Consider the following 22,177-nt stretch of genomic DNA (forward strand, 5'->3'; position numbering starts at 1 on the left):
TCATCGGAGGGCCAAGCCATTCCTCATCGGGCACCGCGTCCGGGCACAGGTGCCCGCCCGCCCTTCTTCCACCCACCTCTGGGGTTGTCTACCGCAGGACCCGTAACAGCATTTGGCTGGGCCACACAGGCACTTTCATGCCCGTTCTGCGCCCCTCGGTCACTTCGACCACCGGACGGCCCGTGTGGTCACCGCAGACCTCGACGATCTGGCCTACCGCGTCCTTATCCAGGTCGATCGCCACGTAGTCGCCGATCGACACCATCTCGCCATTGCCGGTCAGCCAATTTGTCGGGCTACTCACTGACGAACTCCTCACGGACGGCGGTGAGGTGGTCGTAGATGCGTCGCACGGTATCGGTAGAGGTGTCCCACGTGTGCGCGTTGTTGATCCGGCGCATGAACCGCAGATCTGGACGGATCTCCGTCTCAAGCTCCTGGAATGTCTTGCGGGCGGTCATGGCTTCTCCTCGCGCCTTCCGTCGATGTAGGCCACCCACGGACGGCCTGTTCTCCCAGGGTGCGAGCCGGGAGGAAAGCCCTGACACACGCTTGGCTGGAACCGTCCGTGGGTGACTGCTCGACGCTAAGCAGCGCATATCGACGGACTCAACGAAGTTGCTCCAGGTTGCTCTGCAACAGCCCTCGGGAGCCAACTGGAGCTATGAGCGTCATTCAGGTGACGCCCGTCGATGGGAACGCGAGGGCCGACCGTCGGGGTGGTGTCTCACCGCCGTGTCGGTCCCACCAGGGCAGGATCGGCGAAACCTGGCGCACCATCGATGGCGCCCGAGACTGGCTCACCATCCGCGCCTACATCTCCACCCTCGCCACGAACGGACTCAACATCTACCAGGCACTACGGGACGCCCTCGCCGGAAACCCCCGGCTACCGCCCCTCCCCACCTGAATGGTCACCCTGCGTGTAGGTCCCGATAGCCGACAGGAGCAGTCCTCGCGCCTGCGACCCGTACAGGGCGATTGCATGCAGGCTGGCGAACGCCTGAGAGTAGGACGACAGCTCGTGAGCCTGCGTGATGTTCAGCCAACCTGACACCAACTCGACCTGGACCCGGTCGTCGTCGAACATCCAGAACGACTCGACGGGCCACACCACCCGGCGGTCGGCGTCCAGGGGGATGACACCGAAGCTCACGCGGGGAAGTGCAGACAGCTCCAGCAGGTGCTCCATCTGCTCGACCATGGCATCAGCACCAGCGATGTTGTTCCGGAGCACCGACTCCTCCACCACGACGGCGAATCGGTGATTACCCCTGTGCAGGATGGCCTTGCGTTCCATCCGGACCGCCACGGCCTCTTCCGTGTCGTCGACCAGTCCGCGGCGCTCAACCAGCGTGGAGAGGACGGCCTTCGTGTACGCAGCGGTCTGAAACAGGCCGGGAATGTTCCACGCGCTGTACGCCCTGAAGTTCCGGGTGCTCTCGTAGAGCGCCCTGACGGACTCCTGGGCGAGCTTCAGCCCTGTCCGCTCCATGCGGCGCCACTCGATGAACATGCCCTCGACTGCACGTACGGAGGCGATCAGTTCAGGGATCTGCTCTGGTACACCGCAGATGCGGCACCACACGCGGATGTCGTCGTAGGAGGGCGTCTGTTTGCCGTGCTCTATCTTGCTGACCTTCGACGGGAGCCAGACGGCACGAGCGCCCAGGCTCCGCCCCGTGAGACCGGCTCCAAGCCTGATCTCACGAAGACGGAGCCCAAGAGCTTCAAGGGCCTGCTGTGTGCTCGAAGACGGAGTGGGCACAGTCAGCTCGGGTTGTAGTCCTTGTGCGGGGTGGCTCGTTCCCACACGGCTTCGAAGGCGGACTGGCACTGCGCGATCAGACGGCTGTCCGTGCTGACCTCACGTTCCACAACAGTGCCGACGCCGTTGAAGTGGATGACCTGGACCGCGTGATCGTCGAACACCCAGTAGTCGTTGCCGGGGAGTAGAAGGTCGGTGGCGTTACTGCGGGGGAGCCAGCGCACCAGCTCCCCCGCAGCGATGTTCATGACCGACGTGACGTCGTACTCGTAGCGGATGTACTCGCTGATGGGCTCGCTGACGACACGGGCTCGGCGTACACGTACTCCGCGTTCGACAGCCGGCTGAAGGAGTTGGTGCCAGTTCAGCCACCACGGCTCGGGGCTGGAGAGATCTGGCCGGTGTCCTTCACGCCACGCGTGCAAAACGGGGTCGTCGAGCATATAGCCGTCGCGCATCTCCAGGTGCACAGCGCTGTTCTGGCATCTGGCCAGAAGCTCAGCGAACGTCGGCTGCTCCGCCACTGCTCTTTACCTCCGGGAAGAACTGCATCATCCGCTTCGGGATGCGCAGGACTGTCTCGTGAGCGGGGATGTCTCCGATCTCGGCGAGTTCTGCCGAGTCGGTGATACGCCATCCCTGGATCACGTAACTGTCCCCGTCATCCCAGATGGTCGGGCTGTCGTTGCCGGGGCTATCCGGGTCCTTGCCGAGGAACGTTAGCGACATGGCCGCCTCCCTGCGTAGGTGGGTTGCTCGGAGTTGCTGACAAGGACGCTAGCAGCGAAGACGTTGAATAGGTGATCACGGGAAACTTCAGGCAACAGGGTTGACGGGCGCGGCCGAGCAGGTGCACGGCCGCGCCCGGCGATCGGTCAGCTCACTGCCGTGAACGTCCAGCGCTGGTTGGCCGCGCCGGTGTACGACCACTGCTGGATGCCCGCGCCGTCGGCCGTCGACACGTCCTTGACGTCGAGGGCCTTGCCGCTGTGGCGGGCCACGATCCGGCAGGTCCCGCCGCCCGCGGCGAGCAGCTGCCACTGCTGGTTGGCGCCGCCCGCGTAGTCCCACTGCTGCACGCCCGCGCCGTCGGCCGTGGACACGTCCTTGACGTCGAGCACCTTGCCGCTGTGGCGGGCCGCGATGCGGTAGTAGCCGCCACCGGTGGCGGTGAAGCGCCACTGCTGGTTGCTGTTGCCGAAGTAGTCCCACTGCTGGATGCCGGCCCCGTTGCCGGTCGAGGCGTCGCGGACGTCGAGGGCCTTGCCGCTGTGCACGGACGTGATCCGGTAGTACGCCGTCTCCGACACCGGGCACGGGCCGGACGGCTGGCTCGGGCTCGCCGAGGGTGACGTGCTGGGCCGGGCCGACGGGGACGCGCTCGGGCTCGCCGAGGGCGGGGCGCTGGGCGAGGGCGGGGCGGAGCCGTTCCAGGTGTAGGTGGCCACCGCCCCGCCGGGCAGGGCTGCGGCGACGAACATGCCGTTGTACGCGATGCCGAACTGGCGGGCGTCGCCGCTGATGTTCGTCACCACCAGGCTGATCGAGCCGTCGGTGTTGCGCATCGCGACGTTGTGCAGGTCACCGGCGTTGTTTGAGCCGATGCGCACCGCGCCGGGACGGACGAACCGGCTCATGTGCCCGATGGTGTAGTACTCGGCGTTGCGGGTGACGGTCGTCCCGTCGATCGTGACGACGCCGGTGCACATACCGTCGGGGTTGCTGCCGCAGCCGCCGTTGACCGGCCCGCCCTGGGAGTTGAGGGCGAGGTTCCAGTTGAGTACGCCACGGGCCCAGTTGCGGACCGCGGCGACGTGGATGTTGCGGGCGTGCCACTTGAGGGTGTCGGCGAAGTACTGGGCGAAGGGGTCGGCGGCGCCGCGCCAGCCGGAGCCCTCGGTGAACCAGATGTCCTTGTCGGGGAACGCGTTGTGCAGGTTGTTCTGCGCCCCGGCGTCGCCGGCGTAGTGGTGGTAGCCGGTTCCGTCGATCCACTGGGCGGCCGGGCCGCGCAGCGCGTCGTACGGGTAGTTGGGCTCGGGGTCGTAGCCGAGGCGCTGGGCGTCGGCAGCGTCGTCGGGGTGCAGCGACCAGTTGTGGTCGTACGAGATGATCTTCACGTGGCCGAGGCCGGCCGCCTGGAGCATCGGGCCGAGCTCGCCGATGACCCGGTCCTGGTGCGCCACCGGCAGGTCGGTGCCGGGATAGTTGTCCGGGGTGCGGTTCTGCGGCTCGTTCTGCACCGTCAGCGCGTAGATCGGCACCCCGGCGGCCTGGTACGCCTGCACGAACTTCACCAGGTACAGCGCCCAGGAGCGGAAGTAGGCCGGGTCGTCCTTGATCCGGCCGCCGGCCAGCGAGTTGTTGGTCTTCATCCACGCCGGCTGGCTCCACGGGCTGGCCATGATCTTCAGGCCCGGGTTGAGCTGCAGGGCCTGGCGCAGCAGCGGCAGGATCCGCGCCTCGTCGTGGGCGATCGAGAACCGCGTCTGGTTCAGGTCGGTCTGACCCGACGGCAGGTCGTTGTAGGTGTAGTGCGGTCCCGACACGAAGTCCGACGCGCCGATGGGCTGGCGCAGGAAGCTCATGCCGATGCCCTCGCCCGGGCTGAACAGTGAGCGCATGACCTGGTCGCGTTGCGCGGCGGGCAGGCCGTACAGCAGCGCCGCCGACGAGTCGGTGATGGACGCGCCGAAGCCGTCGATGGCTTGGAACGTCTGCGCCGCGTTGACGTCGATCATCGTGCCGGGCCGGGTGCCGTCGGTGTTGAAGGTCAGGCTCGACCCTGCTGCGAGCAGCTGCGTCCGGTCGGGGGTGGTGATCCATGACGAGACGGTGGGTCCGGCGACCGCTTGCGCGGCCCCTGCGGTGACCACGGCCGCCACGGCGGTGAGGGTGGCGGTGGCCGCCGCGGCGGCCACCAGCCTGGTTCTGAGGTGCACGGTTCCTCCTGGTGTCGGGACGGAAGGATGCGGTGCTCGCGGCTCCGCGGCGAGGGGAGTTCGCCGCGGGGCCGACGTTCTTCGGGTGGTGGGGGGGCGGCGCCCCCGCCGGCCCCCCACCCGGGGGGCGGGGAGCGGGAGAGGCCCACCGCGGGCGCGGGGGGGGGGGGGGGGCGGGGGGGGGGGGCGGGGGGGGGGGGGGGGGGGCGCCCCCCCCCCCCCCCCCCCACCACCGGGGGGAAGGTCAGCGGTAGAGCCGCACGTCGGCGACGCTCCACCAGTTGCCGGCGGTCGCAGTGGCCTCGATCCGCAGGTGCCGCGCCCGGGTCGGTGGCACGTCGACGAGGGTGAGCTGGCCGACGCCGGCACCTGCGGCGACCTCGCGCCAGGTGACGCCGTCGGCGCTGGCCGACAGCCGCCAGCCGCGCGCGTAGTCGCCGAGGTTGCCGCCGCTGTCGATCGCCACGCGCCGGAACACGGCCTGCGTGCCGAGATCGATCTGCAGGTACTGCCCGGGAGCCTGGCCGGTCCCGCTGCTCCAGCGGGTGGACGCGTCTGCGTCGACGGCGGCGGCCGGGTTCTCCCCCGCCGGCTGGGCGGCCGCGGTGGCCCCGGGCAGCGGCACCCGGTGCAGCGGGTCGCGCAGCGACGGCGACGGCGGCCAGGTGAAGCTGGCCAGCGCACCGCCGGGCAGCGTGTACTCGAACAGCTGCGCGTCGACGGCGACGGCGAAGGTGCGCGGGTCGTCGTTCTCGTTGTGCACGACCAGCGCGGTCGAGCCGTCCGGGTTGCGGAACGCGACGTCGGTGATCTGCCCGTTCCAGCCGGTGGTGCCGAACGAGGTGCTGGCGATGCGGACCGCGCCCGGCCGGACGAACTTCGACAGGTGGCCGATCGTGTAGTACTCGGCGTTGGTGGTGACGGTGCCGTCGGGTGCCACGGTGACCAGGCCGGTGCAGGTGTCACAGCCGCCGAGGTGCGGCCCGCCGGACGGGTCGAGGGCGAGGTTCCAGTTGACGACGGACTTGGCGTGGTTGCGGGTCGCGCCGATGGTCAGCGTGCGGGCGTGCCAGACCAGGGTGTCGCGGAAGAACTTCGCCGGCGGGTCGTCGGGGCCGTGCGAGCCGGAGCACTCGGTCAGCCAGATGCCCTTGTCGGGGTACGCGTCGTGCAGCGCGGTCTGCGCGGCCGGATCGCCGTAGTAGCAGTGGTAGGCGGTTCCGGCGACCCACTTGGCGGCGGGGTCGGCCAGGACGTCGTACGGATAGTCGGTCTCCGGGTCCTCGCCCGGCGGGGTGGACGCGACGTCGTTGGGGTGGGTGGCCCAGTTGTGGTCGAACGCGAGGATCTTCGTACGCGGGCTGGCGGCGCGCAGCAGCGGCCCGAGCGCGGCGATCACCTTCAGTTGCGGGCGCACCGGCAGGTCGGTGCCGGGGTAGCCGGACGGCGCCCGGTTCTGCGGCTCGTTCTGCAGCGACAGGTAGTCGACCGGCACGCCGGCGGCGGCGTAGGCGCGCACGAACTTGACCAGGTAGCGGGCGTACGCGTCGTACACCGCGGGGTCGTCCTTGAGCCTGCCGCCGACCAGCGAGTCGGTGGTCTTCATCCACGCGGGCGGGCTCCACGGCGTCGCCATGATCTTCAGTTGCGGGTTGAGCCTGCGCGCTTCGCGCAGCAGCGGCAGGACGGCGGCCTCGTCGCGCGCGACGCTGAAGTGGCGCAGTGCGAAGTCGGTCCGGCCGGGGGGCATGTCGTCATAGGTGTAGTGGGCCGCGGCAGCGGTGAAGTCCGAGGACCCGATCGGCTGGCGCAGGAAGCCGACGCCGATGCCGATCGTGGGATCGAACAGCTGCCGCATGACCCGCGCGCGTACGGCCGGATCGAGGCCGTACAGCAGGCTCGCCGACGCATCGGTCAGCGAGGCGCCGAAGCCGTCCATGCTCTGGTAGGTCTGCCGCGGGTCCACCACGATCGTCGGGTGCGCCGACCGGCCCGGTGCGAACAGCACCGGATCGCGCTCCTGCAGCAGCTCGGCCCGGTCGACGGTGGTCACGAACACCCGCGCCCGCACGGGTGGGTGGCCGTTCGCCGGTGCGGCCGTCGCCGCGCCGCCCGCCGTCAGGGCAACGGTCAGCGCCACAATCGTCATGCCGACCAGGGGTCTTCTCATCACTCACCTCGGATCCCGCATCCGCCGATCCCGGTGGTTCGGAGCCGCGGACGCTCCATCTTGTAACGTATGAAACAAGAGTGAAACATCTATGCCCGGCAGACAATCACCCGGCACTCGAAGCTGTCAATATGTGTCACCATGACCATTTAGGATTGGCCCAACTAGCAGGCTTTATCCAAAAAGTTGGCCTGTAACAAGAGTTGAAACGGCCGTGGCGCCGCATGGTCCTCTATGCTGCTCCCATGAAACAGGCGGGTGAAACAGATGGCTAGCCGCGCCAGGGCCACGGTGCGCGACATCGCCGCCGAGACCGGCCTGTCCATCGCCACCGTGTCCCGGGTCCTCAACGGATACCCGCACGTCGCACCACGCACCCGCGACCTCGTGCAGCAGGCCGTCGACCGGCTCGGCACGCAGGCACCCGCCCCGCGGACCGCACCTGCGCGCCCCGGCACCCGCCACCGCAGCGCCGTCTACGTACGCTGCCCCTACCAGCTCACCGACTACTTCGGCCTGATCGTCTCCTCGATCGCCGAAACGCTGCTGGTGCACGGCAGGCACCTCATCCTCGACGCCGGGCAGCTCGCCCAGGACGAGCACGTCCTGCCCACACTGCCCGACCAGCCCGGCATCGGCGGAGCCATCCTCATCCTGCCGCCCGAACCCAGCGCGCAGCTCGAAGCCCTGCGCGACAGCGGCTTCCCGTTCGTGGTCGCCGACCCACGCACCCCCACCCCGCGCGACATCCCGGCCGTGTCGGCGGCGCACTTCACCGGCGCCCGGGCCATGACCGCTCACCTCGCCCAGCTCGGCCACCGCCACATCGGCGTCCTGGCCGGCCCGCACAATTGGGTCGCCGGCAGCGCCCGACTGGCCGGACACGCCTCAGCACTCGCCGACGTCGGCATCCTGGCCGACCCCACCCTGGTCCGCTCAGCCGAACCCACCACCGAATTCGGCTACCGGGCCGCCGGGGAACTGCTCGACCTGCCACGGCGTCCCACAGCCCTGGTCGGATTCAACGACAAAGCGGCCGTCGGCGCACTCGCCGCCGCCGCCGAACGCGGCCTACGCGTGCCCGCGGACCTGTCCGTCACCGGCTTCGACGACATCGACCTCGCCCAGGCGACCACGCCACGGCTGACCACGGTCCGCCAGCCCCTGGAAGAGATGGGCCGGATGGCGGTCAGCCTGCTGGCCCGCCTCCTCGAACGCCACCAGCTCGAGGCGCTGCACGTCGAACTCGCCCCCGAACTCGTCATCCGCGACTCCACCGGACCCGTCCCACCCGGCACGCACTGACCCATCGGGCGCGGCCCGATCAGTCGACGGACTCCCCCGCGATCAAGCGGATGGTGAAACCGCCGGGCCCGCGTTGCAGCGACACATACCCGCACAGCTGATGTGCCAGCCACAGACCGAGGCCCCCCGGCCCCGCACCGGGCATCAAACCGGCGACCGGATCGGACGGGCCCGTCCCCTGGTCGGTGACAGTGACGACCATCCGCCCCGGCACCGCCCACACCCTCAGCCGCACTGGAGCCCTGCCGTGCAGCAGCCCGTTGGTGACGGCCTCGCTGGTGCTCACGAGCAGCCCGTCCAGGTCGTCCTCGGGCAACCCGGCGATCACCTGCAACGCCGCGACCGCGTCCCTCGCCCGCATCGGCATCACGTCGACCAGCTCGACAGCCGGTGTACCGGCCTCGATCGGATCCGCCCACGGAGCCACCGAGGTGGCGAGGAATTCACGGGGGTCCTGGTACGCAATGCTGCGCTCGCGGCGCCCATCGGCGGTCACCACATGGGTGTGCGTACGCCGCGCATGATCGAGCACCTCCGGCGGGGCGGTGCGGGTGTCGTACGGGCACAGACCGTACATCGGGAAATCGTCGTAGACCTCGTTGACGGCCGCCTCGTAACGTGCCCACCACTCCCACGGCACCCCGACACCGGGATGCGGCACGTCACCGGCGATGCGGATCTGCGCCGCCCCGCCGGCCACGTACCCGGCCAGCATCTCGCGGTGCCGTTTGATCGCCACCGCCGGACGCAGGTAGTGCCGGCCACCGTCGATAAGGGTCACGCCGCTGTTCGGCCCCAGCGCCGAGCGCACCAGCCGCTGGTTGTGCTCGCCGAACAGGGACACGGTCGGCTCACCGGCCGCGACCCCGTCCCGCAGGAACGGCAACACGACCGCCAGGAACTCGTCGTCCGAGCCGTAGAAAGCGGTCTCGTGGAAGATGCCGTCGTGCCCGGCCGGTGCACCTGATCTCACGACACCACCACCGACTCGAACACCCGGCGGAGGTGGCCGTTGCGACCGAAGCCGTCGACCGCATCGACGAACCCGGACCTGCGCATGGCCAAAAGCTAGCACGGGGTCCACGGAACGGTCCCCGGACGACGGTCAGGCCGTTGACGAAGGGATCACCGGCTGCCGGAATTCGTCGTACACGGGCAGGCGCGCACCGTCGGTGTCACGAACGACCGCGCGATCGGCGAGTGGGCCGCCCAGCTGTACCGAAGACCACGCCATGCCACGCTCCGTACCGAGCCCGGCGCAGGTGCCACCCGGGTGTGCGCGGCTGGTCACGGTGCTCAGGCGGATCTCGGTCGGGGTCTCGGTCACCGACAAACTGAACTGACCCGAGCAGTAGCCGTCCTCGCTCCAGGCCACGCCGACGTTCAGATGCGCAGGGTCGGCGGTCGACACCTGCACCTCCTGGGGCTCGTGCTGCGTGACGACCACGCCGAAGTCGTCGGCGAACGGCCCGAGGCCCAGTCGCGCGGCACCGACGCACAGCAGTAGCGGCACCCCCAGCACGGCGACCGCCACGAGAATCGCCCACCGCCCACCGCGCCTGCCGTCCATACGGTCAGTATCGATCATCGACACTCTTTCCGCCGTCCCGACGACCCGGCACGGTCGGCCACCGGCGAACCCGGGCCGTCGTCAGCTGCCCGCCGCGGTAGACACCGCCGGCAACGAAGCCGAGGCGGATCCGTCAGTCCGCGGAGGCGTCAGGCAGCTGGGGTGGGCAGGGACGGCCGGGCCGGGTCGTCAGTTCGTAGTGCCAGATTTCGTTCGCGTAGACCTGGCAGAGTCCGTACGCGGCACCGTTGCGCTGGAGCCACCGATCGGCCTCGGGTGGTCCCGCGTCGATGGCCTTGCCGGTCACGTGGGTGGACCGGTCGGGGCTGTTGACGCGCCTGCCCGCCTCGTCCGGGCCGTACGAGGCGACGGCGTCGTCGAGCAGTTGCTGCTGATAGCCGTGGCTGCGCCAGCCCGAGTTGATCATTATCGTGACGCCGTCGCGGCGGGCGTCCGTCGCGGCCTGCTGGATCGCGGCCCGCAACGCGGGGTCGAGGTTGGCTATCGCCGGACGCTCGGTGTCGAACGGCGACACCGGCTTGCTCAGGTAGCCGTCGTCCGCGGTGAGCGCACCGGCGGGCGACGAGCCGGTCTGCGCGAAGTCCGTATACGCCGGCAACGCCATCAGCACCGTGGCGGCGACGCCGACACCGGTCCGCCAGGGCAGCTTCGGCCGCGGGGGTGGGCATGTCATCGGAACTCCTCTCCTGGCACCGCCATCGGTTGCGGTGACCCGGGAGCACCCACTCCAACACGCAGCGTGTTACCGGAAAGTGAGCCGATCGCTACACATGCCCTTAACATCAGCCATGCATCCATAGATCGCCAACAAGCTACTGTTAAGCCATTAATCGTGCATAACGCCCAATCAATTCGCCCCGCACGTGGGCGTAGCTTGAGATCGCGTACGCCCACGTGCAGCCAAAACGCGTCAGCCTGCGACGTCGGACGCGGAGTGCTCCTTCGTCGCAGCCCAGGTGGCGAGCAGTTCCAGGCCGTCGCCGGAAGGGGTCCCGGACTCGGCGGAGTAGGTCACGGGCCCGAAGTAGTGCTGGTTGCCGCGGCCGTCCTCGGCGGCCACGGCAACCGTTCCCGTCAGAGGCTGCTGCCGGTGACCGAGGTGCCGGACCTGGTGATGCGGTACGTGATCTGCGTGCCGCTCCAGAAGTGGAAGGTGAGTGTGACCGGGGCGCCGTCGTCGACCTCGTTGAAGAACTCCGGCTTCAGAGTGATCGTGTTCGCGCTGTAGTCGGGCTGGAAGTGCTGCCAGAACTCCTTGAACGACGTCCACTCGGCAGGCCCGGCGTTCGTGCCGTCGGCGTACTTGGCCTCCATGGTGGCGAGTTGGTCGCCACGGAACTGGGTGGGGATGACCAGGGAACTCGTCGTGCCGGTGGCGTTTGCCTGGGTGGGCGGGTCGTAGGTGATGATGCTGATCGGCCAGGGTCGGCCTTGGGAGAACCGGGCCTCGATGCCGGCGTTCACGCCATAGGCCCGGTTGCCGACCAGCCGCGTCACGGCTGCGGCGGTGAGGGTGAGCGTATTGCCGGACACGGTGTAGTCGCTGCCGCCGGCCAGAGCCGTGCTGCCCTGCCACAGTCCTTGGAACGACGTGCCGTTGAGGTTGAGCGTGAGGGATTTGCCCGTGACCTGGCCGGTGCGGGGCACATACACCTGGTCCGACGAGGCGGTGCCGGAGCGCGTCGTCCAGCTGGACTTCATCATCGCGAACACGCCGGGGTCGCGCCAGCTCAGGTCGTTGCGGTTGAGGAACTGGCCGGCGTCCCACACCATGGTGGTGAGGTTCCGGGTTCGGGCGTGGTAGCCCACGGCTTCCAGGAACTTCAGGAACTCGCCGCGTTCGATGACTCCGGGCCGGTTGTGGTCCCAGTTGAGCAGGGCCCACTCTCCGATGATCACCGGGATGCCGCGGCTCACGAAGGTGCTGTGCACACGGTCGAAGGTGCCGGTGAGGTCCTGTTCCACGTTCGTGTCGTAGCGAGTCCCGCCCGCGATGTTGACGCTGAACGGCCACCAACCGTAGAAGTGGACCGTTGCGGCGAGGTTGCGGTCGTTCAGCTCGTTGAAGGTGGCGGTCAGGGCGTCCAGCCGCCCCTGGTCGGCGTTCGTGAAGAGCGTGGGCAGTACCAGCAGCCGGGTGGCGTTGCCGCCGCCCGACTGGCGCACGATCCGGACGAAGTCGGCGTTGAGTTCGTGCAGCACCGCGTAGTTCTGCTCATCGCCCGAGGTGCCGGTGAACTGAGGTTCGTTGATGCTCTCGAAAACCAGGCGGGAGGAGTGGTTGCGGAACGCGGCGGCGAGCTGGGTCCACAGCGCGCTGTACCTGGCGCGTACGTTCGCTTGATCGCCGGGGTACGTGTTGATCCACTGCCAGGAGTCGTGATGCAGGTTGATCATCACGTAGAAGCCTTCGGCCAGGGACCAGTCGACGACCTGGCGGACGCGGTTCAGCCAGGCGGTGTCGATGGTGTAGGTCGGCGCCGCGCCGTGATGGTTGCTCCAGGTCACGGGAATGCGGATGCTGTTGTAGCCCTGTGTGCGTACGTGGTGGAGCAGGGCCTGGGTGGTCAGGGGGTTGCCCCAGGCGGTCTCGTCCGGGATGGCGTCGAGGGTGTTGCCGAGGTTCCATCCCGGCTGCATGGCCGCCACGGTCGCCATGGGGTTGCCTGGCTGGGGTGATGTCGACGGCGACGGCGACGGCGACGCCGACGGCGACGCCGAGGGCGACGCGGAGGCGGAGGCGCCGGCCGACGGGCTGGTGGAGGGCGAGGGCGTCCCGCCGACGTTGCCGGTGCAGGTGACGCCGTTGAGGGTGAACGAGGTGGGTGCCGTGTTGCCGGCCGACCATGAGCCGTTGAAGCCGAAGGAGACCGTCGAGTTGGTGGCGATCGCCGCGTTGTAGCTCATGTTCGCCGCGGTGACCTGGCTGCCGGCTGACGTGGTGGTGGCGTTCCAGGCCTGGGTGACGTGCTGGCCGGACGGGAATGTCCAGGTCAGATTCCAGCCGTTGACGGCGTCGCCGAGGTTGGTGATGTTCACGTTGGCGGTGAATCCGCCCGGCCATTGGGCCGACACGGCGTAGGCCACCCGGCATCCCGCGGCGGCCTGAGCGCTGACCGCTGCGGTCATGCCCGCTGCGAGCAGCGCGGCCACGCTGCCGGCTACCACGGCGGCCCGAAGTCGGCTTCTTCGTATTTCTTGCAGCCTCATGGGGACGTTCCTTTCGTCGTCGGATTCGTTGGGGTGCGCGGTCGGCGCGCGGTCATCTCGTGGCTACGCAGGTGACGGTCGGCGCACACCGCGCGCCGGCACGGCTCGGTGCTCTGCGGATGCTGCCCGATGCTTCCGCGACACTGCTTGGCTCCCGCAGCGCGACAACAGTCGCGACTGGATCCGCGAAAGTTTCGCGGCGGACGCTACGCCTTTCCTGGATGTTCGTCAATGGATGCCAGAACACGCCTACCGCCAAGGGCGATCAGGTCCCGCCGATGCCACAACACATTGACGGGATAGCCCACCTTCACTACGCTTCCGGCCAGAAAGTTTCTCTCCCATGTCCAGAAAGTTTCTACACTCTCGCCATGACTCGGTGCACATGGACGTGATCGTCGAGTCGGATGTGGATGAGGGTGCCCTCCGCGATCAGCAGGTGACCCGCACAGCACCGATACCTCGAAGGTGGTTCATACATGACAGCGGACGCCGACCAGCCGACATCGAGGCTGATCTCCCGCCGCGGCGTGCTCACGGGCGCCGCCGGGCTCGCCGGTGCGATGGTCACGTCCGGCGCCCTGGCCGGATGCGGATCCGACACCAAGACCAACGCACCCGGCACGACCGGCGCGGACGCGATGAAGCGAGCACTGCCCCGATATGTCCCGAGCACCTCGGTGACGCCTGACATCCCCAGCGTGACCGGCGCGAACGGGGCCGCCTCCGATCCGGCGTTCCTGAGCTATCCCGCCAACCCCGTCCAGACGGTGGCCGGTGTGCCGGGATCCGGTGGCACCTTCGTCACCCGAACGCCGCTGTGGGGGGCCGTCCCTCCGTCGAGCGGGAACACCTACTACGACGCGGTCAACGCGGCACTCGGCTCCACGCTGCGAATGCAGCCCGCCGATGGCAACACCTACGTCGACAACCTGCCGGCGCTGTTCGCCTCCGGCAGACTGCCCGACTGGACCCAGATCCCCTCCTGGGCCAACCAGAAACTGAACCTGGGCGCCGCCGTGGACCGGTTCGTCGACCTGACGCCGCACCTGGCCGGCGACAACGTCGCCAAGTACCCGAACCTGGCCAACATCCCGTCGGCCGCGTGGCAGGCAGGCGTCTGGAACGGCAGGCTGTACGGCATCCCGTCGTTCTCGTCACCCAACAACTTCCCGGGCTACCTGTTCTACCGCAAGGACCTGTTCGAGGCAGCCGGGATCTCGCCGGCGGTGAAGTCCGCCGAAGACCTGTTCGCCGCAGGCAAGCAGCTCACCGACCCGAACGCCGGCCGGTGGGCGTTCGACGACCTGTGGCCCTTCCTGCTGTTCCCGTTCCAGGTGGTCAGCACCTGGAACCCTGACCCCGGCGGCAAACTGGTCCATCAGTACGAGACCCCGGGCATGATCGAAGCCATCAACTTCGCGGCCCGGCTGGCCAAGGCGGGCTACGTGCACCCTGATGCCCTGGCCGGCAACACCGCCAACGGGCAACAGCGCTTCTGGAGCGGCAAGGTGGCCATCAGCGCGGGAGGCACCGGTGCGATGGACGGCGAGGACGCGAAGGGCGGCACGGCCGCCAACCCGAACTACAGCCGGCAGGCCTTCAACGTCTTCGACGCCGCCGGCAGCACCCCGGTCATCCAGCTCGGCCCCGGAGCCAGCTGGTTCAGCTACCTGAACCGGGACCTGTCCGACGCGAAGGTCCAGGAGTGCCTGGCGATCGCGAACTTCCTCGCCGCGCCGTACGGCTCCAAGGAGTACCTGCTCGTCAACTTCGGTGCCGCCGGGGTGGACTACACGATCGACGAAGGCAACGCGATCCTCACACAGCAGGGTCAGAAGGACGTGGCGACCAGCTTCCAGTTCCTGGTCAGCGGCCCACAGGCGACGCTGGTCAAGAACGGGTTCAGCCAGGTGGCCAAGGACTACGCGGCATGGCAGGCCGATGCGGTGAAGTACGCGGTCCGGCCGATGTTCTTCGCGATGAACATCACCGAGCCGCCGCAGTACGCCGCCATCGGCCAGCAGGTCGAGGACACGATCAAGGACGTCCGCAACGGCCGCAAATCGATCGACGATTACCGGGCCGCGGTCGATGCGTGGCGCAAGCAGGGCGGAGACGAACTGCGCAAGTTCTATGAGGGCATCCGCGACAAGCACGGCACCGGCCAGTGAGCGGCGCACCATCGGGGGTCCGGGGCGGTTCGGCCGCTCCCGGGCAGATCCGGCCGCGCCACCCCGAAAGCGCCGGCACGCTGCCTCGGCGTCCCGGCGTGCCCACGATGACGTGGCGGATGCAGATACGGCGTGATCGCACGCTGCTGGTGATGACGGCCCCGGTGCTCGTGCTGCTCGCACTGTTCGCCTACGTCCCGATGGTCGGCTCCGTCATGGCGTTCCAGCAATACAGCGTCTACACGGGCTTCTGGGAGAGCGACTGGGTCGGAATGGCGACCTTCCAGCAGCTGCTGGGCGATGCGCTGTTCTGGCAGGCTTTCGAGAACACCCTGGTGATCAGCGCAGTCCAGCTGCTCCTGTACTTTCCCGTCCCGATAGCCCTCGCGCTGCTACTCAACTCGATCATCAGCGGCAAGGTCCGTTCGTTCGTCCAGTCCGTCGTGTACCTGCCGCACTTCTTCTCCTGGGTGCTCGTCATCACGATCTTCCAGCAGATGCTCGGCGGCGCCGGCGCACTGAACTCGCTGCTGCGCCGGCACGGCTTCGAGCCGTGGGACATCATGACCGATCCCGGCACGTTCACGTACCTGCTCACCGCACAGGCGGTGTGGAAGGAGGCGGGCTGGGGCATCATCGTGTTCCTGGCCGCCCTCGCCGCGATCGACCAGCAGCTGTACGAGTCCGCCGCCGTCGACGGCGCAGGCCGCTGGCGGCGCCTGTGGCACGTCACCCTGCCCGGCATGCGGGCCGTGATCGTGCTCATGCTGGTGCTGCGGTTGGGTAACGCGCTGACGGTCGGGTTCGAGCAGATGCTGATCCAGCGTGACGCGGTCGGCCGGGACGCCGCCGAGGTCATCGACACGTTCGCGTACTACTACGGCGTCGTCAACAACAACTTCAGCTACGGCGCGGCGGCCGGCCTGTTCAAGGGACTGCTGTCCCTGGTGCTGATCCTTGCGGCGAACAGGCTGGCACACGCGTTCGGCGAGGACGGGCTCTACCGCAGATGACTATGACGACAACCCCGGCAACCGGCGTCCGGTCACCGCGCCGCGACACCCGCCGACCGCCCTGGGAGGAACGGCCCACCCCAGGCGGCCAGGCCGCCAAAGGCACGATCCTGTTCGTCGTGCTGGCCGTCGTCCTGGTCCCGCTTTATGCGGTGGTCCTCACCAGCTTGTCCGATCAGGAGTCGATAAACCTGGCCGGCGGCATGGTGCTCGTACCGCACCACCTGACCCTCGAGTCATACCGGGCGATCTTCAGCAACTCGTTGATCGTTCACTCGCTCCTGGTCAGCTTGACGATCACGGTCGTCGGCACGGTCTTCTCCATGGTGACGACCGTCCTGTGCGCCTATGGCCTGTCGCGTCCACGTTCCTTCGGCCATCGCGCGATCCTCATGGCGCTCGTCGTGACGATGTTCTTCAGCGGCGGGATCATCCCCACGTTCATGGTCGTCTCATCGCTCGGCGGCTACGACCGCTACTGGTCGCTGATCCTGCCCAGTGCCGTATCCGTGTTCAACATCATCGTCATGCGGGGGTTCTTCACCCACACCGCCCAGGACCTCATCGACGCGGCCCGTGTGGACGGCGCGGGAGACTGGCGCATCCTGTGGTCGGTGGTGCTGCCGACCTCACGAGCGGTGGTCGCGGTGATCACCCTTTTCTACGCCGTCGGCTACTGGAACTCCTTCTTCAACGCGCTGCTCTACCTGCCGGACAACGGCAAGTGGCCACTTCAGATGATCATCTACACGTACACGCTGCAGGGCAACTTCATGCCCGGCACGGGGGCCGTGAGCGGACAACACCTCGGACATCAGGCCCTCGCGCCGCTGTCCCTGCAGATGGCCGTGGTCACCCTGACCTTGATTCCCATCCTCGTCGCCTATCCCTTCGTCCAGAAGCACTTCACCAAAGGCATGCTGATCGGCGCGATCAAGGGATGAGCCGCATCGTCACGCTGGGCGGTGCGGCACACGTTCTCACCGCACGGAGAAAGAAGACCGAATGAGCCTGGTCCGAACCGCACCAGCCACAGCCCCTTCCGGGACACACCATTGGAGCAACGGCGCGTTCACCAACCCGGTGCTCGCCGGCATGCACCCGGACCCGAGCATCTGCCGGGTCGGCGACGACTACTACCTGGCCTGTTCGAGCTTCGAGTACTTCCCTGGCGTACCCGTGTTCCACAGCCGGGACCTGGTGCACTGGGAGCAGATCGGCAATGCGCTGGACCGGCCGAGCCAACTGGCACTGCCCGCCGAAACGCCGTCGTCCGGCGGCGTGTACGCGCCCACGCTGCGCCACCACGACGGCCGCTTCTGGCTGATCACCACGAACGTCGCTCCCGGCGGCGGCACCATGGTGTTCACCACCACGGACCCCGCGGGCCCCTGGTCCGAACCCATCGCCGTGCCCGGCGTCGCGGGCATCGACCCCGATCTCGCCTGGGACGAGCAGGGCCGTTGCTGGTGCACGTATGCCGGCATCGAGCAGATCCGCATCGACCCCGGCACCGGCCGGACGTTCGGCCCGCCGCGCAGCCTGTGGTCGGGCGCACCAGGCGCACAGGCCCCCGAGGCGCCGCACCTGTACCTGGTCGGCGACCGCTGGTACCTGCTGATCGCCGAGGGCGGCACGGAGCGGGGACACGCCGTCTCGATCGCCCGCGGACCGGCGCCCGACGGACCGTTCGAGCCGTGCCCGGCCAACCCGATCCTGACCCACCGCGGCACCAACCGGCCGATCCAGAACACCGGTCACGCCGACCTCGTCCAAGCCCCGGACGACTCCTGGTGGCTGGTGCTGCTGGGCGTCCGGCCGCGCGGTGGCACCCCCGGTTGGCACGTACTCGGGCGGGAGACCTTTCTCGCGCCCGTGACATGGGTCGACGGCTGGCCGGTCGTCGGCGACGTCGCACCGGCCATGACGGCACCCCCGTGGGCACCGCGACCGGTGGCGGCGACCCCCACACGCGACGACTTCGACTCCCGTTCACTGCACCCGCGGTGGGTCTCGGTGCGGGCCCGGCCCGCCGAACGCTGGTCGCTCACCGACCAGCCCGGATGGCTCGTGCTGCACGCCGCCGGCGGGTCGCTCGACGAGCCTGACGTGACTTTCGTCGGCCGTCGCCAGCAGCACCTGTCCTGCAGGGCACGGGCGCTCGTCGACGCCGGGCAGGGAAGCGGCGGTCTCGGCGTACGGGTCGACGAGGCGCATCACTATGAGATCGAGGTGGGCGAGGGGCAGGTGCGAGTCATCGCGCGGACCTCCTCCCTGCGTTCGACGGTTGCCACCGAGGCAGCGCCGGACGGGCCGGTCCGGCTCCGGATAGACGTGCTCACCTCACCACCAGCAGACTGGCATCCGCGCAAGGGGCCCGATGTGCTCCGACTCGGCGTGGAGGCCCTGGACGGCACCTTCGGCGTACTGGCCGAGCTCGACGGACGTCACCTGTCGACCGAGGTCGCCGGCGGCTTCACCGGCCGGGTCATCGGCATGTACGCCGCCGCCGGCACGGTCCGTTTCGACTGGTTCGATTACGAGCCCGTGGACGACGAAGCAGGTCCACGGTCGGACACACCTGGAGAAGCTATCCTTGCGCCGTGAACGGGTCCGGTCCGCGACCGGATGACGGCCGGCGAGGCAGCGCCGCAGAAACCATGGAGGGGGTCGGGTTGTCGCACGCCGAGCCGGACGAGTCGACCACCGACAGCGAACGCACCCGAGGCGACCTGGCCGGTCCGGTGACGATCTCCTACATCGCCGAATCCGCCGGGGTGTCCATCCCCACCGTGTCCAAGGTCCTCAACGGCCGCTCCGGCGTCGCCGCCGACACCCGCGCCCGGGTCGAGGCACTCGTCAGCCAGTACGGTTACCGCAGGCCGGCACCGTCGACCCGCAGCAACATGATGGAGCTCGTCTTCGACGAGTTGCAGCACATGTGGGGCGTCGAGATCATCCGCGGGGTGGAGCGGGTCGCCCGTGAGCACCGCATGGGTGTCGTGCTGACGGAGTTCGGGCCGCAGCGCAGCGCGATCCGCTACTGGATCGACGACACGCTCGCCCGCCGCCCGGCCTGCATCGTGACAGTCGCCCAGCTGTCGGAGCAGCAGCGTGGCCAGCTGCGGGCCAGAGGCATCCCGTTCGTGGTCGTGGATCCCACCGTCGAGCTGCCGGGCGACGTCCCGTTCGTCGGGGCCACGAACTGGACCGGTGGCCGCTCCGCCGCCCGGCATCTGATCGAACTCGGGCACCGCCGGATCGCGATGATCAGCGGCCCTGACCGTGTCCTGTGCTGCCAGGCCAGGCTCGACGGCTACCGCTCGGCCATGGCCGCCGCCGGCCTGGCGACGGACGCCGACCTGGTCGTGCGCACCGACCTCACCCAGGACGACGGCCGCGCGGCGGCACTGAACCTGCTGGCCCGCCCGAACCGGCCCACAGCGATCTTCGCCGGCAACGACCTGCAGGCGCTCGGCGTGTACCAGGCTGCGCGGTCGCTCGGGCTGCGGATCCCCACGGATCTGAGCGTGGTGGGATTCGACGACCTTCCGATCGCCGCTTTGATGGATCCTCCGCTGACCACCGTCCACCAACCGCTCACCGAGATGGCCGTGGCCGCCACCGAGCTGGCACTGGCCCTCGGACGCGGCGAGCGGACCCCACAGCTGGGCCTCGAGCTGGCGACCAGCCTGACGATCCGGCAAAGCACGGCTCCGCCGCCGGCTTGACGCTGCCCGGTGGCCACGACGTCAGAGGCGGGCCATCACCCGGTCGTACCAGCTGCGCCGTCCTGCAGTCATCTCCTGCGAGATGTGTGTCTCGGGCAGCAGCCAGTCGAACCCGTGCAGGGTGCCGGCCCACTGGTGCAGGTCCACCGTGCCTCCGGACCGCCACATGGCCTCGGCGAAGGCCGTGGTCTCGTCCCGGAACGGGTCGTTCGCGCCGCACATGATGTAGGTGGGCGGCAGCCCGGACAGATCTGTGCCGGTCAGCCGGCCCGGCACGGCGTGCGGCGCCTTCCGGTGGAGGGAGGCGTCGTTGCCGGTGATCGCCGCCCACATGGCCTGGAGCCCCGGCAGCATCGGCAGGTCGGTCGCGGCGTGCTGATGCATGGACACGCTGGCGAGGCGGTCGTCGAGCATCGGGCCGTCCAGGACGAGCCCGGCCCAGCGATGTCCGGCATCACGGGCCAGCAGCGCCGCGCCGGCCGCCAGGCCGCCGCCCCCGCTCAGTCCGTGCAGGAACACGATGCCGGGCGGGTACTCCAGCAGCGGCGCGTTCTCCAGCGTCCACACGAATCCGTCGTAGGCGTCCTCAAGGCCGGCCGGAGCGGGGAACTCCGGCGCGAGGGCATACTCCGCGGCGACGACGACGAGGTCGTGGCGTTCGGCGATGTCGAGGACCGGGGCGATGTCGCCTGCCACCGCCGCTCCCCCGACCTGGCCGCCGCTGTGCAGCCAGTAGATCGCGCCGCGGACGGCGGCTGCTGTCGGCGTGACGACGGTCAGGGTGATCGGGCGTCTGCTGCCGGCGATGGCGTGTTCGGTGACCTTGAAAACGCCACGTCGAACGACCTCGGCCGCCGGCAGCCGGTCGCCGCGGGACGTGAGGAAGTCGGCCAGGCCGTCCTGCTCCGGGTTGTGTCGTGGCCAGGTGTCGATGACGGGCTTGATCTCCGGGTCCCACGGCGGCAGTGGCCCGATGGCGGGCGGGTGGAGCTCTACCATCGTGCTTCTCCTCAGTTGCCGTTCATCGTGCTGAGACGGCCCGATCTGGCCACCTCGGCGAACGCGTACGCGCTCGGTTTGGGGATCCGGGCGAAGTCGTGGTCGTGATCCACGCTGATCAGGCCGAATTTCGGTCCGTATCCCTCCGACCATTCGAAGTTGTCGAACGCGGACCAGTGCAGGTAGCCGCGCACGTCCACGCCCTCGCGGATCGCCTGGGCGACCGCCGCGAGGTGCGTTTGCAGGTAGTCGAGGCGTTCCGCGTCGTCCTCGGTCGCGATGCCGTTCTCGGTCACGTACAGCGGAAGTCCGGTGTCGGCCGCGCGGTGCAGTATCTGACGGAGCCCGTCCGGGTACACCGCCCAGCCCATCTGCGTGGTGCGGAAGCCGGCGGGGGGCGGCGCGAACATCGTCGGCGATGCCGGGTCCACCCACTGCTTGCGGTAGTACTGCACGCCGAGCCAGTCGCCGCGGTCAGGTCCGGTCAGCCCGTCGAGGTAGAGATCGACTATCTCGTGCTGCATCGCCGCGTGGAACGCGACCGCGGCTTCGTCGTCGCGGACGGGCGCCAGCAGCGGCAGTTGGACGGCCAGGCCGGTGCGGCTGCGGTCGGTACCGTCACGGACCGCCCGCACGGCGGCGTGGTGGGCTTCGAGCAGGACCCGACCTGTCCGTTTCCACAGCGTCGGGTTGGTGATCCCGGGCGGGTGGTAGCCCTCCAGGTATCCGTGCAGAGCGACCATCTGCGGCTCGTTGATGGTGCAGACGAGCGGCATGAGCTCGCCCAACGCCTCGGCGACGTGCCGGCAGTAGCGGCTGAACAGGGACACTGCTTCGGGTCCCAGCCACCCGCCGCTGACGGCGAACCAACGCGGGAGGGTGAAGTGGTGCAGGGTGACCATCGGCGTCATGCCCGACTCGGCGAGTGCCGTCAGCGCGCGGCGGTAGTGAGCGATCGCGCTCGCGCTGAATTCGCCCGGAGCCGGTTCGATGCGGGACCACTCGAGGGAGAGGCGGTGCGCGTTGTGCCCCAGTGATCTGAGCAGTGCGAAGTCGGCCGCATATCGGTGGTAGTGGTCGATGCCGTCTCGGGAGGATTCTCGTGCTGCGGTGGCGGGGTGGTGCTCGAAATCCCACCAGTCGTTGTTGGTGTTGCCGCCTTCGACCTGGTGGGCGGACGTGGCTGCGCCCCACAGGAAATCGGCGGGAAAGTCGGCCACGCGGTCGTGCGTGTTCACGTGCATCTCCTCTTGAACGGCCCCGCCGGCCGGGTC

The 22,177-nt window shown here is 68.9% G+C and carries 20 protein-coding genes; 6 read left to right on the forward strand and 14 right to left on the reverse strand.

Features of this window, described 5'->3' with window-relative positions:
• Positions 1 to 88: 88 nt before the first annotated feature.
• The 7 genes from FLL47_RS28340 to FLL47_RS28370 form a co-directional block, all read right to left on the reverse strand.
• Positions 89 to 304, reverse strand: coding sequence for a hypothetical protein (locus FLL47_RS28340; RefSeq protein WP_144124110.1), 216 nt, complete (start codon positions 302 to 304; stop codon positions 89 to 91).
• Positions 297 to 461 carry a hypothetical protein gene (locus FLL47_RS43140; protein ID WP_186315954.1) on the reverse strand — a complete coding sequence of 55 codons (165 nt, stop codon included), beginning with the start codon at positions 459 to 461 and terminating at the stop codon, positions 297 to 299. The genes FLL47_RS28340 and FLL47_RS43140 overlap by 8 nt, the downstream gene beginning before the upstream one ends.
• A 428-nt stretch (positions 462 to 889) precedes the next feature.
• The gene (locus FLL47_RS28345) at positions 890 to 1,768 is read right to left on the reverse strand and encodes a helix-turn-helix domain-containing protein (RefSeq protein WP_144124112.1); all 879 of its coding nucleotides are present in this window, start codon (positions 1,766 to 1,768) and stop codon (positions 890 to 892) included.
• Positions 1,769 to 1,770: 2 nt separating this feature from the next.
• The gene (locus FLL47_RS28350; protein ID WP_144124114.1) at positions 1,771 to 2,292 is read right to left on the reverse strand and encodes a DUF6879 family protein; all 522 of its coding nucleotides are present in this window, start codon (positions 2,290 to 2,292) and stop codon (positions 1,771 to 1,773) included.
• Positions 2,267 to 2,497, reverse strand: coding sequence for a hypothetical protein (locus FLL47_RS28355; protein ID WP_144124116.1), 231 nt, complete (start codon positions 2,495 to 2,497; stop codon positions 2,267 to 2,269). Before FLL47_RS28355 ends, FLL47_RS28350 begins: the two co-directional genes overlap by 26 nt.
• 146 nt (positions 2,498 to 2,643) lie before the next feature.
• Entirely contained in the window at positions 2,644 to 4,710 is a 2,067-nt protein-coding gene (locus FLL47_RS28360) for an RICIN domain-containing protein (RefSeq protein ID WP_246158763.1), read from the reverse strand.
• A 244-nt stretch (positions 4,711 to 4,954) separates the two neighbouring features.
• A complete protein-coding gene (locus tag FLL47_RS28370) occupies positions 4,955 to 6,880 on the reverse strand; it encodes a discoidin domain-containing protein (protein WP_144124118.1) in 1,926 nt (641 codons plus the stop codon).
• A 267-nt stretch (positions 6,881 to 7,147) separates the two neighbouring features.
• On the opposite strand from FLL47_RS28370, the gene FLL47_RS28375 reads away from it, so the two are divergent.
• A complete protein-coding gene (locus tag FLL47_RS28375; RefSeq protein ID WP_144124120.1) occupies positions 7,148 to 8,185 on the forward strand; it encodes a LacI family DNA-binding transcriptional regulator in 1,038 nt (345 codons plus the stop codon).
• Between the two features lie 19 nt (positions 8,186 to 8,204).
• Here FLL47_RS28375 and FLL47_RS28380 read toward each other — a convergent pair whose 3' ends face one another.
• From FLL47_RS28380 to FLL47_RS28400, 5 genes are all read right to left on the reverse strand, one after another.
• Positions 8,205 to 9,158, reverse strand: a complete 954-nt coding sequence (locus FLL47_RS28380; RefSeq protein WP_144124122.1) for a sensor histidine kinase — start codon at positions 9,156 to 9,158, stop codon at positions 8,205 to 8,207.
• A gap of 132 nt (positions 9,159 to 9,290) precedes the next feature.
• Positions 9,291 to 9,755 carry a hypothetical protein gene (locus FLL47_RS28385; protein ID WP_144124124.1) on the reverse strand — a complete coding sequence of 155 codons (465 nt, stop codon included), beginning with the start codon at positions 9,753 to 9,755 and terminating at the stop codon, positions 9,291 to 9,293.
• A 133-nt stretch (positions 9,756 to 9,888) separates the two neighbouring features.
• Positions 9,889 to 10,449, reverse strand: coding sequence for a M15 family metallopeptidase (locus tag FLL47_RS28390; protein ID WP_144124126.1), 561 nt, complete (start codon positions 10,447 to 10,449; stop codon positions 9,889 to 9,891).
• A gap of 237 nt (positions 10,450 to 10,686) precedes the next feature.
• A complete protein-coding gene (locus FLL47_RS28395; RefSeq protein WP_222106241.1) occupies positions 10,687 to 10,836 on the reverse strand; it encodes a hypothetical protein in 150 nt (49 codons plus the stop codon).
• A 14-nt stretch (positions 10,837 to 10,850) separates the two neighbouring features.
• Entirely contained in the window at positions 10,851 to 12,986 is a 2,136-nt protein-coding gene (locus FLL47_RS28400) for a cellulase family glycosylhydrolase (RefSeq protein ID WP_144124128.1), read from the reverse strand.
• A 479-nt stretch (positions 12,987 to 13,465) separates the two neighbouring features.
• Between FLL47_RS28400 and FLL47_RS28405 the strand changes: the two genes are divergently transcribed.
• The 5 genes from FLL47_RS28405 to FLL47_RS28425 all read left to right on the forward strand — a co-directional run bounded on the left by FLL47_RS28405 (position 13,466) and on the right by FLL47_RS28425 (position 19,904).
• On the forward strand, positions 13,466 to 15,160 hold the full coding sequence (locus tag FLL47_RS28405; protein WP_144124130.1) for a type 2 periplasmic-binding domain-containing protein: 1,695 nt from the start codon (positions 13,466 to 13,468) through the stop codon (positions 15,158 to 15,160).
• 152 nt (positions 15,161 to 15,312) lie between these two features.
• Positions 15,313 to 16,173 carry an ABC transporter permease gene (locus FLL47_RS28410; RefSeq protein WP_246158766.1) on the forward strand — a complete coding sequence of 287 codons (861 nt, stop codon included), beginning with the start codon at positions 15,313 to 15,315 and terminating at the stop codon, positions 16,171 to 16,173.
• A 119-nt stretch (positions 16,174 to 16,292) separates the two neighbouring features.
• The gene (locus tag FLL47_RS28415; protein ID WP_246158768.1) at positions 16,293 to 17,117 is read left to right on the forward strand and encodes a carbohydrate ABC transporter permease; all 825 of its coding nucleotides are present in this window, start codon (positions 16,293 to 16,295) and stop codon (positions 17,115 to 17,117) included.
• A gap of 61 nt (positions 17,118 to 17,178) precedes the next feature.
• Positions 17,179 to 18,780: a glycoside hydrolase family 43 protein gene (locus FLL47_RS28420; RefSeq protein ID WP_144124134.1), complete on the forward strand. Its 1,602-nt coding sequence runs from the start codon at positions 17,179 to 17,181 to the stop codon at positions 18,778 to 18,780.
• 53 nt (positions 18,781 to 18,833) lie between these two features.
• Positions 18,834 to 19,904 carry a LacI family DNA-binding transcriptional regulator gene (locus FLL47_RS28425; RefSeq protein ID WP_144124136.1) on the forward strand — a complete coding sequence of 357 codons (1,071 nt, stop codon included), beginning with the start codon at positions 18,834 to 18,836 and terminating at the stop codon, positions 19,902 to 19,904.
• A 21-nt stretch (positions 19,905 to 19,925) separates the two neighbouring features.
• Here the strand turns inward: FLL47_RS28425 and FLL47_RS28430 are convergent, their stop codons facing one another.
• Complete coding sequence (locus FLL47_RS28430; protein ID WP_144124138.1) at positions 19,926 to 20,903, reverse strand: alpha/beta hydrolase fold domain-containing protein; 978 nt, start codon at positions 20,901 to 20,903, stop codon at positions 19,926 to 19,928.
• Positions 20,904 to 20,914: 11 nt separating this feature from the next.
• Positions 20,915 to 22,141: a glycoside hydrolase family 1 protein gene (locus FLL47_RS28435; RefSeq protein WP_246158772.1), complete on the reverse strand. Its 1,227-nt coding sequence runs from the start codon at positions 22,139 to 22,141 to the stop codon at positions 20,915 to 20,917.
• Positions 22,142 to 22,177: the final 36 nt, after the last annotated feature.

The organism is Catellatospora sichuanensis, from assembly GCF_007483665.1.
GTDB classification, from domain to species: Bacteria; Actinomycetota; Actinomycetes; order Mycobacteriales; family Micromonosporaceae; genus Catellatospora; species Catellatospora sichuanensis.